The sequence below is a fragment of the Pseudovibrio sp. POLY-S9 genome, from assembly GCF_001431305.1.
GTDB lineage: Bacteria > Pseudomonadota > Alphaproteobacteria > Rhizobiales > Stappiaceae > Pseudovibrio.
The window spans coordinates 328,202-346,283 of sequence record NZ_LCWX01000237.1; the positions used below are offsets into that span (position 1 = coordinate 328,202).

At 49.9% G+C, this 18,082-nt stretch carries 12 protein-coding genes and 1 riboswitch; of the genes, 3 read left to right on the plus strand and 9 right to left on the minus strand.

The genetic code is table 11. The features are described 5' to 3' along the window. The 3 genes from PPL9_RS25485 to PPL9_RS25495 all read right to left on the minus strand — a co-directional run. Positions 1-803: ABC transporter substrate-binding protein (locus PPL9_RS25485; RefSeq protein WP_057465402.1), on the minus strand; the 803-nt coding region annotated here is incomplete at its 3' end. Positions 804-900: 97 nt separating this feature from the next. Further along, the gene (locus PPL9_RS25490; RefSeq protein WP_057465324.1) at positions 901-2,721 is read right to left on the minus strand and encodes a TonB-dependent receptor; all 1,821 of its coding nucleotides are present in this window, start codon (positions 2,719-2,721) and stop codon (positions 901-903) included. A 175-nt stretch (positions 2,722-2,896) separates the two neighbouring features. Further along, positions 2,897-3,110: riboswitch (cobalamin riboswitch) on the minus strand. Positions 3,111-3,286: 176 nt separating this feature from the next. Then, entirely contained in the window at positions 3,287-4,180 is an 894-nt protein-coding gene (locus tag PPL9_RS25495) for a DMT family transporter (protein WP_057465325.1), read from the minus strand. 331 nt (positions 4,181-4,511) lie between these two features. Here PPL9_RS25495 and PPL9_RS25500 point away from each other — a divergent pair, with 331 nt between their 5' ends. Continuing rightward, entirely contained in the window at positions 4,512-6,179 is a 1,668-nt protein-coding gene (locus PPL9_RS25500; RefSeq protein ID WP_057465326.1) for a formate--tetrahydrofolate ligase, read from the plus strand. On the opposite strand, the gene PPL9_RS25505 is transcribed toward PPL9_RS25500, so the two are convergent. From PPL9_RS25505 to PPL9_RS25520, 4 genes are all read right to left on the minus strand, one after another. Continuing rightward, the gene (locus PPL9_RS25505; protein WP_057465327.1) at positions 6,176-7,300 is read right to left on the minus strand and encodes a heparin lyase I family protein; all 1,125 of its coding nucleotides are present in this window, start codon (positions 7,298-7,300) and stop codon (positions 6,176-6,178) included. The two genes, PPL9_RS25500 and PPL9_RS25505, sit on opposite strands and share 4 nt — an antisense overlap. A 116-nt stretch (positions 7,301-7,416) precedes the next feature. Next, positions 7,417-7,950 (minus strand): regulatory protein RecX, encoded by a 534-nt coding sequence (locus tag PPL9_RS25510; protein ID WP_057465328.1) that lies wholly within the window; start codon positions 7,948-7,950, stop codon positions 7,417-7,419. A 53-nt stretch (positions 7,951-8,003) separates the two neighbouring features. Beyond that, positions 8,004-8,816 carry a ferredoxin--NADP reductase gene (locus tag PPL9_RS25515; protein ID WP_057465329.1) on the minus strand — a complete coding sequence of 271 codons (813 nt, stop codon included), beginning with the start codon at positions 8,814-8,816 and terminating at the stop codon, positions 8,004-8,006. Between the two features lie 340 nt (positions 8,817-9,156). Further along, on the minus strand, positions 9,157-10,806 hold the full coding sequence (locus tag PPL9_RS25520; RefSeq protein ID WP_057465330.1) for an EAL domain-containing protein: 1,650 nt from the start codon (positions 10,804-10,806) through the stop codon (positions 9,157-9,159). Positions 10,807-11,056: 250 nt separating this feature from the next. Here PPL9_RS25520 and PPL9_RS25525 point away from each other — a divergent pair, with 250 nt between their 5' ends. Both PPL9_RS25525 and PPL9_RS25530 read left to right on the plus strand, forming a co-directional pair. Further along, the gene (locus PPL9_RS25525; RefSeq protein ID WP_057465331.1) at positions 11,057-12,250 is read left to right on the plus strand and encodes a hypothetical protein; all 1,194 of its coding nucleotides are present in this window, start codon (positions 11,057-11,059) and stop codon (positions 12,248-12,250) included. A 37-nt stretch (positions 12,251-12,287) separates the two neighbouring features. Then, complete coding sequence (locus PPL9_RS25530) at positions 12,288-14,405, plus strand: hypothetical protein (RefSeq protein WP_057465332.1); 2,118 nt, start codon at positions 12,288-12,290, stop codon at positions 14,403-14,405. Between the two features lie 112 nt (positions 14,406-14,517). On the opposite strand, the gene PPL9_RS25535 is transcribed toward PPL9_RS25530, so the two are convergent. Both PPL9_RS25535 and aspS read right to left on the minus strand, forming a co-directional pair. Next, the gene (locus PPL9_RS25535; protein WP_057465333.1) at positions 14,518-16,323 is read right to left on the minus strand and encodes an ABC transporter ATP-binding protein; all 1,806 of its coding nucleotides are present in this window, start codon (positions 16,321-16,323) and stop codon (positions 14,518-14,520) included. Positions 16,324-16,478: 155 nt separating this feature from the next. Continuing rightward, the coding region (gene aspS, locus PPL9_RS25540; protein ID WP_152986831.1) for an aspartate--tRNA ligase at positions 16,479-18,082 on the minus strand (1,604 nt) is incomplete at its 5' end.

Here is an 18,082-nt window from a genome sequence, read left to right on the forward strand (position 1 = left end):
AGGCCACAAATGGTGTACTTGTCTTCGACCATGACACGACCACTGTTGCCGAGCGTGCGCTTCAAGGCTGGGTGAGCGAGGAGTTCAAAAGCCAATGCAGGTTTATCTGAGAACTGAGTGCCCTCAACAAGCAGCTGCGGGGCTTCAAGGATCAGCAGTTCCAAGGGCAGCTTGCTCGTGCCCTTCAAACCCAGATTATTGGCAATGTTCTGCAGGCCAGCGGTGGTGATCAGCTCATTGACGAGACTGCCATCTCCCGCCGTGTATCCATTGGCGTAGTAGACCCCTGCCCGCGCTCGTTCAGCTGGCTGAGCATCGACAAACTGCTGGATTTCAGAGGTGAATTGCCGTGCGAGTGCCTCAGCTTGTTGCTCACGTCCCAATATCTTACCGAGACGTCGTAGCTCTTTGGCGATGTCTGAGATGGTGCGAACGGGCGGCATCTGAACCACCGTTATCCCGAGACCACGCAGCATCTGCACTGTGGTTTGGTTTGTGTATGTCCCCGCGATCACCAGATCCGGGTTCATCAGATAGATTTCTTCTGCCCCACCGAAGTTGACCGGATAGGCCCCTGCCTCTTCACTCATGACGGAGAGCGTTGGGTCAGATGCTAATTTGGAGACTGATACAAGTTGTTCTTTGCCTGCAAGTAGCATGGAAAACTGGTCGGTGCACAGGTTCATGGAGACAACTCGCTTGGGTGCCTCCGTCTCGCTCTGGTCCGCTCGTGCAACAACAGGACTGAATGCCAGAGCCATCAGAAACGCCATTTGCATGATCTTTTTGATCTTATTTCGCATTTCGACCTTTTGAGAGGCGTACAGACATGGGAAGGCAGCCCGAGCAGAGCCATCCCCTGCAAGATGCCGCTCAGCTTTCACCGAGCGGCATACTTAATCAGAAACTGGCAGTAAGACCAGCGTAAACGGAAAGACCCGGTGTCTGATAGTCTCTGATCCGCTCATAATCCTGATCCAGCAAGTTTTCACCGCGGACATGGAACGTTAGATTCTCGGTGTACTGATAAGCAGCTTTTGCGTTGACTAGAACGAAGTCGTCGAGCTCACCGTCATCTTCGATTCCGGAGACGTAACTGGTATTGAGGTTGAGAGATAGCACATCAACGGGCTTGTAAGTCGCGCCTACATTCACGTCATGCAGAGGGACACGCACCAAGCGTTTTTTGTCTGGTCCAACAGCCCATGTGTAAGTGTAGGCAGCATTGAAGCTCAGATTGTCGAGAACATCCCAGTTAGCAGACAGCTCCGCACCTTGGCTGCGGGACATGCCGTTGATCTGTACGTATTTATTGGTTGTACGGTCATATCTAATCAAATCTTCAGTCATGATCTGAAAATAGGTTCCTGAAAGTCTAAGTTTATCACCCAACAGATTCTGATCGATACCCAGGTCAAAACTCATGGCAGTTTCAGGTTCAAAATTTGGGTTCCCATATTTTACGTCATACAACTCATAAGATGATGGCGCTCGAAAACCATTCCCGAGGCTTGAATGGATACGCGTATCTTCAAGCAACTGATAGGAAATGGTTCCACGACCAGACCAATAAGCACCGAAATGAGAATGGTAATCCAAGCGAGAAGACACCGAGAGGCTTAGGTCATCTGATGGCTCAACCATTGCTTCAACAAAGCCACCAAAGATACGGCTACTACCATACTCAGTATAGTCTTCATGCATCCAATCGCCACCAAAATTCAAAGTAATTTCGTCTGTCGCTTCAAAGGTATTGAGAACGTCAAACTTGTAACGATCACCTGAGTATTTTTTGGAGAACCCGCCAAAGTATTGGCGCTTTGTATGAATGACCTGAAACGAAGCATCAGTTGTTACTCGATCATCAAACCAAGCAACATCTGCACCAAATTTTCCCATGTACTGATGAAAATCCTGCTCATCACGCCCATCTGGATCAGATCCCCCATCAAACTCGCTGTGACCATCCGTACCGCGTGCAACAAAATATAGGTTCAGAGCCTCTGTGACATCGACTGAACCTTTTGCAGAAAAGGTCAGGTTCTCATAACCGTCCTCATCTGCTGTGTCACTTTTTGGAGTTTGCGCGCTAAACCCATCAGTATGGTAGCGCTGCACATTTACTGCGATATCTGCTGTTTCAGTCGCCGCTTGAAATCCATAGGACGCGTTGACGGTTCCGTAGCTGCCGCCCTCGATGGCCGCATTATGCTTCACGGTGCCCGGCGCAGCGCGTTTGGTGATGATATTGATAACACCCCCCACCGCTTGGCCACCATATAATGCACTGTGCGAGCCTTTTAAGATTTCAATACGCTCAACATCATTAAGTAGGACATGCTCAAGGCGAGCTTCAACTTGCGTACCAGACGGGTCAGCAATATCGACACCATCCAGCAAAATCTTCGTGTAATAACCACTCATTCCACGAATGCGCAAAGCACTTGTTTTACCCGCTCCGCCGTTTTGCGAGAACGAGATACCCGGCAACTTTGTCAGGTATTCAGAGACAAACATAGCGCCGTCGTTCTTTAGGTCTTCTTCGGTCACGACATGTGTTGTGGAGCCGACTTTGCCGGCTTCGGTTTCCGTTCTGTTGGCGATGACGATGATTTCATCGAGCTCGGTCTCGTTTGCGGAGGAGATTAGAGTTGAGCTGAGGAGAGCTGAGAGAGCTACGCCGGATTTGAGGGTAGCTGCGATCCAAGATGTGTTACGCACGAGTTTGGTCCATCATTCACAGCATCCATGACGGATACCATGCTGTTGATTGCATTGTGCGTCTTTGAAGAAATCTGGTTATAACCTTTTGAAATAAAGTCAGATTCATTACCGCTCAGACGCACTGTGAATGTCACCTGAACGGAATACCGCCCCTTAGCACGCCCCGTGCCGTGGGTGAGTGACTGCATCTGGCAGGTCTCCTGGCTTGCGCGTCCTTACTGTTGCTCCGCCTTCCCAACACAGCTTTAAACAGCTGCGTCAGTGGCATGTGTGAGCAACAACTCTACGCTTACAGTTGCGGGGGCAGCCACGGCTTTTCCAATCGGACCGTGTTCCCTTTTCATTTTTATCTAATCGACAAAAATACCAAATGCCCGGCTATTGATCAGATTTCAGGGGCTTCCGTCAACTGGCTGAATAGCGAACTTGATAAAATTCGACCAATTGCCTGCAAAACTCACAGAAATTGCTGATGCGGCCACGCTACAAGATCTTGCGGTGCGGCCACTTAAGGTCGCACCTGCTTGTGGTGCTTAGGCAGCATCGTTGCCTTATCATCTGTTTAGCTCATGAAAATCAAAGCACAGCCGAGAATGACGAGGAGTGCACCGAACCATGCCCCAATGGCAGGAAACTCTTTGGTTTGCCACCACAGAACAGGCAGCATCATCGCTGGAGTGGTTGCTGACAGGGTGGAAACAATGCCAACCTCTCCGCCACTCAGCGCATAGAGGATCAACGTCATGCCGATCCCCATGCCCAGCATGCCGGACAGGGAGGCCAGTGCGACGATCTCTTTGTTGATTGGGTTCGCCAGTCTGAAAGGACGGCCCGGCAGGTAAAACAACACCAGCAAACCAAAGGCTGCAATGGTACAGCGCATAAGCGAGATGGCGACGGGATCTGCTCCACTTTCCATAACGGGACGAATGATGATTGACCCGACTGATTGGGAAAGTGCGGCCAACGTGCCAAAGAGGACACCAATGGCAACAGGACCTCTAATCGCCTCCCATTTATGAAGCTGGTCTTTGCGCTTCCCAAACGCAATGGCGAGGATAACGCCGACCAGAACGAACGAGATACCGACAAGCGCCTGAAATGACAGCTCCTCTGACAGAAACAACCAACCAAGAAGCGCTGACATGGGTGCGTTCATGGAAAACAGGATGGCTGTGCGGCGCGGCCCCATACGGTTGAGCGTGAGGAACAGCAATGTGTCCCCCATGAAGATGCCGACAAAGCCAGAGAGAAAGATAAGAGAGGCGTGGCTTGAATCAACCGTATTCCATGTGCCTGTTGCAATGACATAGATACCCAGAAACACCACAACAAACCACATACGCACACAATTGAAGCCAATGGCTCCAAGGTGAGCTGCAGGTTTTGCTGAAATGAGACCACCAACAGCCCAGGTGGCAGCGGCACCGAGCGCGGCAACTTCAAATAAAAACATGGGGTGACCTAACCGACGAAACTACGGCACGGCGCAGTTTGTTTATAAAAGCCAACCAGCTCTACTGCTCTTGGATTTGCCGCGCAAGCGCAGTCTGGTGAATTTTAGAACAGACCAACAGCTATTCAGGCAATAATATTTCACATCTCAGCAAAAACACAGATGAGCACCGTTAACTAAGTTAGTTTCAAGTGCCCAACCTCAATCTTGAACTTTACAGGTGCATTCGGTAGAGATTCTACGTAGAGATTACATTGCTGTTCCTGCCTGATTTGCGTTTTGACGCTCTCTCCGGCTCATTTGATTACACGTTCTAATCTGGAGATTTTCCATGAAAGATATTGAAATTGCCCGCGCAGCAGACATGAAACCCATTGCGCGCATCGCTCAAAATCTGAAGATCCCGGAGGACGCTCTTGAACCTTATGGCCGGTTTAAAGCCAAGGTTAATCTGGATGAGATGCCAGAGCTGAACAGCAATCCATATGGCAAACTCATACTTGTCACAGCTGTTTCCCCAACCCCAGCGGGAGAAGGCAAGACCACAACAACCGTGGGCCTTGGTGATGCGCTCAATCGCATCGGGCTGAAAACAACCATCTGCTTGCGTGAACCCTCGTTAGGCCCGTGTTTTGGCATGAAGGGTGGGGCTGCGGGTGGCGGTTACGCGCAGGTGGTGCCTATGGAGGATATCAACCTCCATTTTACAGGTGATCTGCATGCAATCACCGCTGCGCATAACCTGCTTTCTGCGATGATCGACAACCACATCTATTGGGGCAATGCAGAGAATATTGACCAGCGCCGGATTGTCTGGCGCCGGGTGGTCGATATCAATGACCGCTCATTGCGCTCCATTACCACTGGGCTTGGCGGCGTCAGCAACGGGTTCCCGAGCGAGTCTGGCTATGATATCACCGTGGCTTCTGAAGTGATGGCCGTGCTTTGCCTTGCTGAAAGCCTGCAGGATCTTCAGGAGCGTTTAGGCCGCCTGTTGATTGGGTATCGCAAAGATAAGACACCGATTTACTGCCGGGATCTGAAAGCCGATGGCGCGATGACTGCGCTGCTTAAAGACGCCTTCCGACCTAATCTGGTTCAGACACTTGAGAACAACCCTGCCTTTATCCATGGTGGTCCGTTTGCCAATATCGCCCATGGCTGCAACTCAGTGATTGCGACAAAGACCGCGCTGCGTCTTTCTGATTATGTGGTGACGGAAGCTGGTTTTGGTGCTGATCTTGGCGCTGAAAAGTTCTTCAACATCAAATGCCGTCAAGCTGGTTTGACACCAAATGCCGTTGTTGTTGTGGCAACGGTTCGCGCACTCAAAATGCATGGCGGAGTTGCCAAGAATGATCTGACAGTAGAGAACATCCCCGCACTTGAAAAAGGCATGAGCAATCTGGAACGACACGTCAAAAACTGCAAGCGCTATGGCGTTCCTGTAATTGTGGCGATCAATCGGTACGGCCCTGATACAGACCAGGAAATTGACGTGATCATGTCGCGTATGGAGAAGCTCGGTGTTAAAGCCGTGCCCTGCACACATTGGGCCAATGGCTCAGCAGGCACTGAGGAGCTGGCGACCTCTGTCTCTGAGATCCTCCAGACGACACAGTCAGAGTTCAAACATCTTTATGAAGATGATCTGGCTCTTTGGAAGAAGATACGCCGGATTTGCAAAAAGATTTATGGCGCCTCAAAGGTCACCTGTGAGCAGGCTGTCAAAGATCAGCTCAAGTCCTATGAGGAACAAGGCTACGGCCACCTTTCAGTATGTATGGCCAAGACACCATATTCCTTCTCGACCGATCCAGCCTTGCTTGGCGCGCCATCAGACTACAGCATCCATGTGCGTGCGGTTCGACTTTCCGCGGGGGCTGGATTTATTGTGGCACTGACTGGCGATATTATGGTGATGCCGGGCCTGCCGCGCCATCCGGCAGCAGAGACCATCGGGCTTGATGAAAACAGCCAGATTGAAGGCTTGTTTTAGTCTACATCAGACCGGTGTGGGCCGCGGCGAAAGCGGTCCAGATACACTGTCGACTGCAAGTCATCGCGATCATAATCCCGGTAATGCCCGAACTTGAAGTATTGGGTTTTACCGGCAAATTCATCGTTACCAATGTAACCAGTAACGCGTGCGATGAACCTGTTGTTGGCCCAAATTTCGATGATCCCCTGCCCAACACGGCTTCCTTTGACGCGATATCGCATATCAACCCATCCGGTTGTTGGATCCGGCAGTACCGGGTCATCTGAGAGTTCGATCTGAATACCTGGATAATCTGAGTAGGTTTGTGGGTCCGCCAGAAATGGAAACTTAGAGGTATCCTGTGCTTCAATCGCTTTTTTCAGCTCAGGAATTGAAAGGCCACTGCCAAGGAACTCGTCTGAGGTGCGGCTTGCATCATTTCTGTTGCGAAAACCTTGTCGATCCAAACTCAGCATTTGCTGGAGCTCCTGCGAGAACCCCTTAAAGTCCTGCTGATAGCTACCTTCTGCCTGCGCAACTAATTTACGAATATCATTGTGCTGGACAGTGATGTGAAAAACGCCGTTGTCAAACCGTTGCGCCAGAAATGGGCTGCCGCCAGAGTCTTCCTTCCATTGACCAATCACCCAGCGGGTCGATCCGGCAGGCCAGACGGTTCCATCAATTTTAAAGCTGAATGAGTACCAAACCTCATCGCCAAAATTACAACGCTTTTGACGTGCCTCCCAAAGTTCATTTTTCAGGTTTCCCTCTGCGTCCAACTCATCATCGCCAAACACAGTGATCGCCAGCGAGTGTCCACCATCGCGCACAACATCGCTTTCAATCTGGAAGTTTTCTGGCTTGTTCATGCGGTGAATATCCCAGTCGCTTGCACTTGGGTATTCATCAAAGTCATCAATCATGACGGCACAGCCTGACTGGCGCATTTCATCGATGTGAACACCTCCGTCCTGTTGGGGCGTCACGATGACATCAGTTTTGTCGGAGGGAGCGTCTTTTGGAGTTAGGTCGTCGGCAACTGAGAGCTGAGGACTCACCAACAGGCATACACCTGCAAGCACCGGGATGAGCAGACCGTATCTTCTGAAAGTGTCGCGTAGATCTGAATCCGGCATCTTTTCTCCCAAAGGCACGGTGCTGGATTGATTGCAGATCGTGCTAATCTAGAGAAGAATTATTGCTGCGCTCCCAAGAGGCTTTCAGGATTTTTCAGAGGATTTGAAGAAAAACTTCAGGAAACGGGTCCGTAGATGATGTCTTCAGCCTCTTCCAAGGTCATGTCAATGATCTTTTGAGCAAGCGAAAAGGGGAAGCCTGCGCGGATCAAACTGCCAAGCTCTTTATCCCGCCGCTCTTCTTTTGGTTTTGTCCGCCACGGCCCAAGGCGCTTGCGTTTGGCATAGGCAATTGCTGCGCGTTGGTCATCATGGGTTTCGTCGTCAAAAGCTGTCTGAATATCGTCTCCAGACACACCTTTGGCATTCAGTTCCAGCTTTATTCGGGAGCTGGATTTGCCTTTGAGTGTCGCCGATCTGATTTTGCTTTGTGCAAATTGAAGATCATCGACAAACTTGTGATCACGGCAAAACGTGACCACAGGTTCAATCAACTCATAGAACTCATGGGGATCTTCATCTGCTTCTCTGGCCCGTTTGTCTACTTTACGCTTCAAAACACGTCGCAGACTGTCTTCCGATGCACTGTATCTGTTTAGATAATGCAGCGCTGCCCGGCGCAGATATTCAGATGAAACTTTCTTGCCCACGTGACCTCATCTCCAATGCAATAAAGATGAGCTATCACATAATGCACTGTGGTTTAGCCCACGAACGCACGTTCAACAACAAAATCACCTGGATTGTTGTTGGCACCCTCGGTGAAACCGCGTTGTTCCAGCAATGCCTTGGTATCTGCAATCATGTGCATGGAGCCGCAGATCATGGCCCGGTCTTCTGCGACGTCTAAGACTGGAACTGACAGATCGTCAAAGAGTTTGCCACTTTCAATTAGGTGCGTGATGCGCCCTTCCCGCTTAAAGCGTTCGCGGGTGACGGAGTTATAAAGATGTAGTTTGCCAGCAGCAACTTCGCCAATCAGCGGATCATTGCTGATGTCGGCCACCAACTCTTCCCCATAGCGAAGCTCAGAGATTTCGCGTGTGGTGTGGGTCAGGATCACTTCATCGAATTTCTCATAGGTCTCAGGATCACGGATCAAGCTGGCAAATGGAGCAATGCCAGTTCCAGATGAGAACATATAAAGACGTTTTGCTGGAGACAGAGCGTCAAGCACAAGTGTTCCGGTGGATTTTTTCTTCAGAAGGATATGGTCGCCTTCTTTGATCTTCTGCAAGTGCTGGGTCAACGGGCCGTCTGGAACTTTAATCGAGAAGAACTCCAGTTCTTCATCCCAGGAAGGGCTCGCGATTGAGTATGCACGGAAGAGTGGCTTTCCGTCGATCATCAACCCGATCATGACAAATTCACCAGAACGGAATCTGAAGCTTGAAGGACGCGTGATTTTGAACCGGAAAAGGCGGTCCGTGAAATGGGTCACTTCCGTTACTGTTTCTACAAAGACATTTGCAGGAACTGCGCTCTCCAATTCCGCACCCTTTATGATCTGGTTCATCGTTCGCCTTGCTCCGATTAATGAGGTTGGCAAAGGCTAACCCAAGCTGAAGGCTGTGCTGAGGCACATGCAGCTAATAAACCGCGTGCGAGTGAATATTTCTTTTCCAGTTGCTTCTTTCCGTAGAATACTGTCTTTCGCCTCCCTTTCCTGAGCTTTTGGGAGATAGCCAAGACTGCTAGAAAGTGCGGTGAAGCGGGTTATCAGACATGCACTACATATAATTATGGAATATATTAATATTAATCAACAAAGCGCGGTAAGTTATGCGCATGGCGGCATGATTTATGCCCTTCAGAGGGCATTGATCTGACTCGTGTTGAAATAGAGGTAAGTTGGGTTAGTCGACGTCGCTTTGAGAAACGATCTGATCCAGCGCTTCATCAGAAGCATGTTTCTTGTCTTCAAGCACCTTCACCGGATTGCGTCTATCTGTGAAGATATCCTCCGCAAACTCAAGGTATTTGCGGGCTGGCAATGGTTTGGAGAAGATGTACCCCTGCGCAGAAGACACTCCGAGCTCACGCAGAAGTACAATTTGCTCATACTTCTCAACGCCTTCTGCGATGATGCCCATGTTCATCGTATCCGCAAGTTCGGCTATGGCATCGACCAGACGGAAGGCATTCTCTTCGCTGCCTAATGGGTCGATGAACATCTTATCGATCTTGACGATGTCCATGCCCAGCTTTTGCAAGTAAGCCAGACCGCCATGACCTGTTCCCACATCATCAAGAGCGACACGAATGCCATGGGCTTGTAGCTCTGCGATGATCTTTCTCGCCAGGTCGATATCTTCAAGAGGCTGACGCTCTGTCACCTCCATAACCACCTGATTGAGCGCAATTGGAGAGTCTTCGTAGATATCCAGTAGATCGTCTACAATGGATCGATCATTAAAATGGCCTGCGAAAAGGTTGACCGAGAGCTTCAGTTCCGGATGTTGAGAATAGAGCTCTCCCAAATCATCAATGGACTGGCGCATGATGCTGCGGGTCATCTCAAAAATATGGCCTGATGTTTCAGCATAGGTCATAAACTGACCTGGAGAGACCATTTTACCGTTGGGGAGTTGCCATCTCATCAGCATTTCACAGCCCTGTAGCTCACCAGTTACGATGTCTACGACAGGCTGATAGTACGGTATGAACTCGTTGTTACGGATGGAAGCAACAAAGTCGTCTTCTGCATCTTTTTCTGGCTTCCAGGAAAGCCAGACGCCCAAGGCGATCAGGAAAATAGCAATGCCTGAACAGGCGATCACTGCCACGATCTTGAGTTCGCCTACCAGACTCATGACCGCATTGCGGTCGCTTCGGATCCGCACGTTAATCGGGTAGATTGTTGACGCTGCAAACTCTTCGATGAAGTTGCTGCCCATGATGACGGGAAGGTTGCTGTTGTTTGTCGGATTGACCCAAACATGATCACGCCCTAACCGGACTTCGATTTCAGAAGCATGGCGCAGATAATCTGGGCCCGGTTCAATCGCGAGTACGGTTGGAGAAATATTGGCAACCAGACGCCAGCCATTTCTAAGTTTCCAGGAGACCAGCGCCGTGCGGATACCCTGATACTCCATCCAGGACATACCAATTCCAACACGCGGGGCATCTGGCTTGAGTGCAGGGAGAATACTGTTACCGCGGCGAACCTGAGCCGGCACGTAACACATGGGGACACCACGGTGATCCACGATCCCTATTGCATTGATAATGACGTTTTCTGAGAGGGTCTTTTCAAACTCACCCTGATTTTGGCGTGTGCAGGATGTCAGGCCTTTCACCTGCATCTGGCGCAGTATTTCTACAGCACCGGAAATCGCGGCCTCGCTTCTTGAGATGTAACGATCTGCGATCGCGTTCATTTCGTTCCGCGCCTGGTGCATCGCGAAGTTCTCGAGGATCATATTGCCAATGAGCAATGGCAAGAGCGCCAATCCCAAAGCAACCAAAATTGCGCGGACAAATACGAAATAATGGCGAGACACAACCACGACCTTAAAAATGCAAAATACGGCTACCTATTTCTATGATTAAGGCTTACTTAAAACTGTAAAAATCATCCAAACACCCTAAACGATCCCCAGATGCTTTCCAAAATGGCTGTTAAATGCAGGGTTCCACCATGTTTTCTCTCAGAGTGGTTTGACTTTTTGCAGTGATATACACGCGCCCCTAACTCTCAATATGCCAGCTTAGCACCCAAATGCCTCTTAGCGGTCAATCTGGAGCCGAGCTATGCGCAGTTCTGAGTTACGTCGCCATCGTGCCTTCCTTGTATTCTTCTTTGCCCTCCTCTTCAGCAGCTGCCTTGCTCTTACAGCGTCAGCACAGATCAATACAGATAATGCTGTCGCGAAGGCTTTTCTTCAGAACCTTCAGGATCGCGGGTTGACCTTGACGCATGTAGGACCGGTTACTGTCGACAATGACGTGCTTTCTATTGGCGGTATTGAAGGTTATCCGAATGTAGATCAGACAAAGCGCTTCAAGATTGGCGATCTGGCGCTGGCTCAGGCATCCGTGGAAAGTGACGGACGGATCTTTGTCGGGGCATTTGCAGCTTCGAAGTTCGAGGTTGACGAACCAGACTTCAACTTCACGGCAGACAAGATCGCGATTACGGATCTTTATCTTCCCAATGCCAATGATCTAAGCAATCCAGCATCAAACCTCCCCATGTCACTCTATTCCACTGCAGAGATTATGGGACTGTTGTTTCAGGATCGTTCAACGGGCCAATCTATGCCTATTGAGCGGGTCAGTATCGACTTTGACGTCAACAATGGCGGCTTCCCTATCATTGCCAGTGTTCAGGTTGCTCATATCGTTTTGAGCCGATCCATGTTTGCTCCACCACAACAGCAAATGCTTGATGAGTTGGGCCTGTCTCAAGTGGATGCAGATATCGACTTTGAAGGTGAGTGGAATGGCGACACGGGCGAAGTCAATATTCCGAGTGCGGCTGTTGTGCTGAAAGATCTTTTCTCTGTGCAGGTCTCCCTGAAACTAGAAGGTCTCACAGATACAGTTGTTGAGCAGATCGCCGAGCTTGCCACCAAGGATAACGTCATTGCGCTGGATTTATTACAGAGCGCAGCCATCTCCAGTTTCAATCTCTCACTCGTCGATGAAGGCAGTCTGGATGACATGCTTGAACGTCAAGCTCACCGACACGGACAATCGCGTTCTGCCTATACACAGCAATTGACGGAGAAAGCAGAAAAGCAGTTTGCGCGAATTCCTGATCGCGCAAAGCAGCTGGAGTTTACGGAAGCGATTTATAGTTTCTTGCAAAATCCGCAGAGTATCACGCTGAGTGCTACCCCAAAGGCACCGATAAGCGTAACACAAATTCTTGGGGTATCTGCGATTTCCCCCGCTTCCATCATTTCTTTGCTTGGCATCGCCCTTCAAGCAAATGTAAACTAGCGGGGAACCCTCCTACTAGCCATAAAAGGTTTATTTAATGCCTTTCCAAAATTTCAAACGGCAGGGATTTTTTGCTGTTTCAATCACTGTATTAGGTTTATCCGCCCAGCCTGCTCTTTCTAGTCCTGCATCAGACCTCATTGATAAGTACAATGACTGGTTCCTTGCAAATGGCGCAGAAACTGCAACATATGCGAAGGCGGTAGAAGACGGATCAAAGACCGAAATTCTTGATCATAAAATCGAAGGAATGTTCACTCTTTCCCTCGATGAAGACAAGCCTAACCTTGGCGTCTACTACATCATCAAGACGCCAAAGGCGATTTATGATGGCTCTTCGCGTGACGGTGACACCTTCAGCTTCCAAAACGTAACCACCGATGAGATGCAGCTTGAGCTCGGCTTTTTTGAGAAAGCAGAGAATTTCAAAAATGTTGCAGAGGCTCAAGCCTCCGACGATGTCATCAAAGTTATTGCTGACGCCAAAGATTATGTCATTTCCGGTTATTCTGTGAACTGGATTGACCTGCCTGTTCTGTCAGATGGTGTTACCACAGAAGAGTTTCAGCAGTTGCTCGCCGCCGCAACCAGTGTTTCTTATGACCGCAGCAGCTTTGCTGAAGTTGTCGCTGATATGGCAATGGCCGACGCACTTACAGGGACATACACCATTAAGAACGGCGTTTACTCCGGCGCGGAAAATGGTGTTGTGGCTTTGGCCTCAATTGAAGAAATTGAATATAAAACAACAACTTCAATGACGACAGATGGCCGAGAGGTCTCAACGGTTTCTGAAACGGTATACAACGACTTTTCAGTCAAAGATCAAGACGTACGCCCGCTTCTGGCGCTTCTTGGTGCGGCCAAGGCACCTTCTGATAGGCTGCTGAGCGAGTACCGGGTTGGAAGCTTCTCAAGTACAATAAAAACTGAAGGTGCCAGCGCCTCTGAACCATTCGGTTTTCTAGAAGTGAGTGCTGGTGAATCTACCACCAAAGATGTGCGCATGTCAGGTGGTGATGCTGCCAAGCTTTGGGCTGCGTTTGAGAGCCTCAAAGACAAGCCAGAGGAAGAAGAGGCCGTTGATCAGATTTTCGGTATGCTTGATGCGCTCGGCTCATACTCCGTCGCATATTCAGACATAAACGACATGGTCATCAAAGCGTGGGACCCAATCCGCGCTCGCATGAAAGACACCAAAACACCAAGTTTTGAAGCATCACTGAAACACGCCTCAACGACAGACCTGACAACAAACAGTCTTGGTCAAGTCAAACTTGAAGGCTTACATGGTGCTGTAGAAGGCGACGATGCAGTGTTTGACTTGGTCAGCTTTGAACTAGCTGATCTTGCATGGCCTAGCCTGCGCACCATGGTTGAGAGCACTCTTGCGGCAGAAGCTGATCCTGCTGCAGCGATGAAGGCGATTCCAACTATCGGACGCATTTCTCTTGCTGGCCTGAACATGCAGGCAAAAGATCTGCCAACACCAGTCTCCCTTGATGAGCTTACTATTGAGATGGGTAATCACATTGGGCCGATCCCGACAAGCCTGTCTGAAGTCATTGGTGGTCTGAGCTTTGATGCTGCACTCCTTCAAGAGCCGATGGTTCTGGGTGTACTTGACCGTCTTGGCATAGAGCGTGTTAACCTCACACAGGACTTCAAGATTGCGTGGGATGAGAACACTCAGGATCTGTCTCTGGAAAAATTCGAGTTTGAGCTTGAAAACGGCATAAAACTTCGTGCTGACATTCAGCTTGGCGGAATTCCACGCTCTCTCTTTGAGAACCCACAGGAGGCAGAAGCTGTTGTGGCTCTGGCGACCTTCAAAGGCGCACAGATCGAAGTGATGGATTCACCGCTTATCAGTGAACTTCTTGCAACTCAGGCAGAGCAAGCAGGTCTTCCTGCTGAATTGCTGGCTTCAATGATGATTGATGGTACGCTCCAGCAGGCTGGTCCACTGGCTGAAACCGAATTTGCTCTGGAACTGGCACAAGCAGCTAAGAGCTTTGCTGCCAAGCCAACCAACATCCGCGTGACACTTGCTCCGCAGACAGCAGTTCCAATCATGCAGCTTGGAGGTATTGCGGCTCTTGCACCTCAACAGCTCCCTGAGATGCTGGGCGCAACTGTGAGCTACACCGAGTAAGCTCAGACAGGATGAAATAAAAAAAGCTGCTGTGATAGGTGATATCACAGCGGCCTTTTTTGTAGTCTGGAAGAGCCTTGCAAAAGCTCAACGGCGCTTCAAGTCGGCCTTATCAAGCGTCCGGAGACGCTTTTTGAGTTACTTGATTGCGATTGGTGAACTGGAGTTCACACAGATGCCTGTAATAACCATCCATCTCATACAACTGATCGTGCGTGCCGCTCTCTAAGAGTTTGCCATGCGACAACACATGGATGGTGTCCGCATCACGAACGGTTGAAAGACGGTGCGCAATCACGAGTGTCGTACGCCCCTTCATCAGGCGTGCAAGCGCGGTTTGTACTTTGTTTTCGGACTCAGCATCCAAAGCAGACGTCGCTTCATCCAGCAATAGAATGGGTGCATCAGAAAGCATTGCCCGTGCAATCGCCAAGCGCTGACGCTGACCGCCGGAAAGGCGTGTGCCACCCTCGCCTGCATTGCTTTCGTAGCCCTTTTCCATCTTCTCGATGAACTCGTGGGCATTTGCATTCTTTGCAGCCTCAATCACTTCCTCATCCGTGGCGCCAGGACGGCCGATAAGGATGTTCTCTCTGATCGTACGATCAAACAGGAACGTATCCTGTGTCACGATTGCGATATTGCTGCGCAGACTTTCCATGTTGAAGTCGCGAATGTCCTGATCATCGATCAGAATTCCACCCTCATCAATTTCATAGAAACGCTCAATCAATGAGAAGACTGTTGATTTACCCGCTCCAGATGCACCAACAAGGGCAGTCACTTCACCTGAATTTGCGACCATACTCAGGCCATTCAGAGCTTTCGTCTCACCATAATCGAACTCGACTTGTTTGAACTCGATCCGTCCTTTGGTGACCTTCATATCAGGCTTGCCTAAGGTTCTCTGATTTTCTTCTGGCATATCCAGAAGCTCGTACATCAGGCGCACACCAACAAGCTTTGTATTCAGATTAACCTGAAAGCGAGCGAGGCGTTTAATTGGCTCATATGCAAGTAAAAGTGCTGTGATGAAGGCAAAGAATGCTCCAGGATCCTGATCCAAGGCAATTACACTATAACCGCCGTAGAGGATAATAATCCCAATCGCGATACCGCCCAGAGTTTCCATCAATGGCGATGTTCTGGCAGTCAACTTCGCAATCTTGTTGGACTGTTGCTCGACGCTGGAGACCGCGCTGTCCATCGCCGAATGCATGTTTGCTTCGTAGTTGAAGGACTTCACGACGCGAATGCCCAGAGCCATTTCCTTTACCAAGGAAAGAATGATTGTCTGAGAAACAAACTGGCTCTTTGCAATCTTCTTCACACGGCGAACAAGCTTGGAAACAGCATAGACAGCTGGAGGCATGATGCCCAGAGAGATGAGTGAGAGCAGCGGATTCTGCCAGACCATGACCGTGACCAGACCGATTACCGACATAATATCCCGTCCAGCGGAAAGGATGATCAGCTCCATAACACCGCGTGCAGCGCCTGTGTTGTGTCCAAATCGTGTAGCCAGATCACCAAATGTCGTGTGGTCGAAATATCTGACGCCCAATCGGGTCACTTTTTCAAACATGTTACGCTGGAGCTTGGCGACAATCGAGTTACCGATCCTGCTCAGCACAACAGTCTGACCATAGGTCGCTATACCTTTGGTCAGAAAGATGGTCATCACCGCGCCGGAGATGATGTAGACCATTGTGATATCACGGTCGATAAAGACCTGATTGATCACGTTTTTCATGATGGCTGCACTGCCAGCACCTGCTGCGGCAGCTACAATCATGAAGCCAAACGCAATCATGTATTGGAACTTGTATTGCCCGAAATTTTCTCGGAGAAGGCGGCGAATAAGGCTGGGAGCGCCCTCTTCATCCGCAAACAGCTTTTTGCTTATGGCGTCGAACACCTAAAACCCTCAGCTTTTCCAGCGAAATTAAGTATGACGACTTAATTTGCTACCGGTAGAAGATGAAAAGGCGACCGTAGATCTACGACCGCCCTTCCATGAGATTTATAACATTATGACGTGAACCGCCATACCTGCTTTTCTGCCAGCGGCTCTTATGCTTCTGGCAAGTTCAGGCGGATATGAAGATCGCGCAGCTGTGCCGGGAACACATCGCCCGGAGCGCCCATCATCAAATCTTGTGCCTGCTGGTTCATTGGGAACAAGGTAACCTCACGCAGGTTCTTTGCACCAACGAGCAGCATAACGATACGATCAACGCCAGCAGCCATGCCGCCGTGTGGAGGCGCGCCGTACTGGAATGCGCGGAACATGCCACCGAATTTTTCTTCGAGCAGGCTTTCATCGTAACCAGCGATTTCGAAGGCTTTTTTCATGACTTCGACCTGGTGGTTACGGATCGCGCCTGAGCCGATTTCATAACCGTTACAGACAACGTCGTACTGGTAGGCGTTCAGTTCAAGAGGCTCAACATTGTTGAGGCCGTCCATTCCACCTTCTGGCATGGAGAATGGGTTGTGGCAGAAGTCAACTTTCTTGTTTTCTTCGTCCCATTCGTACATTGGGAAGTCAACAATCCAACACAGTGCGAACTGGTCTTCATCAATCAAGTTCAGCTCTTCAGCAGCGCGAGTACGCGCTTTGCCAGCGAAGTCTGCGAACTTTTTAGGATCGCCAGCCGCAAAGAACACCGCATCGCCTTCATCCAGACCAAGCTGGGTGCGGACTGCTTCAGTGCGCTCTGTACCGATGTTTTTCGCAATTGGGCCAGCACCGGCGATTGCGTCTTCTTCTTTACGGAAGAAGATATAACCAAGGCCTGGTTGGCCTTCGCTCTGTGCCCATGAGTTCATGCGATCACAGAATGCGCGGGAACCGCCCTTTGGAGCTGGGATTGCCCAGACCTGAACCTTTGGATCGCTCTCGATCATACGTGCAAACACTTTAAAGCCGGAGCCTGCGAAGTGTTCAGTCACGTCCTGCATTTCGATCGGGTTACGCAGATCCGGCTTATCGGAGCCGTATTTGCGGATCGCTTCTGCGTAAGGAATGCGTGGGAATTCTTTGGTAACTGGCTTACCTTCAGAGAATTCATCAAACACACCACGGATAACTGGTTCCATGGTGGTCAGCACGTCTTCCTGAGTGACAAAGCTCATTTCCACGTCGAGCTGGTAGAACTCGCCTGGCAGACGGTCAGCGCGTGGATCTTCATCACGGAAGCAAGGTGCGATCTGGAAGTATTTATCAAAGCCAGACATCATAAGCAGCTGTTTGAACTGCTGAGGAGCCTGTGGCAACGCGTAAAACTTACCAGGGTGAATACGAGAAGGCACCAAGAAATCGCGTGCGCCTTCAGGAGAAGAAGCCGTCAGAATTGGTGTCTGGAATTCGTTAAACTCAGCATCATTCATGCGGCGACGCATGGAGTTGATGATCTTAGTCCGTGTCATCAGGTTTGCGTGCAGAGTGTCGCGACGCAGGTCGAGGAAACGGTACTTCAGACGAATATCTTCTGGGTATTCCAACTCACCGAATACTGGCAGTGGCAGCTCTTGAGAGTCGCCCAAAACTTCCATATCACGAATGAAAATTTCGATCTCGCCGGTGCCAAGGCCCTTGTTGACGGTATCGTCAGAGCGCTTCTTAATGTCACCATCGATGCGGATGCACCATTCGGAACGTACGGTTTCAGCCA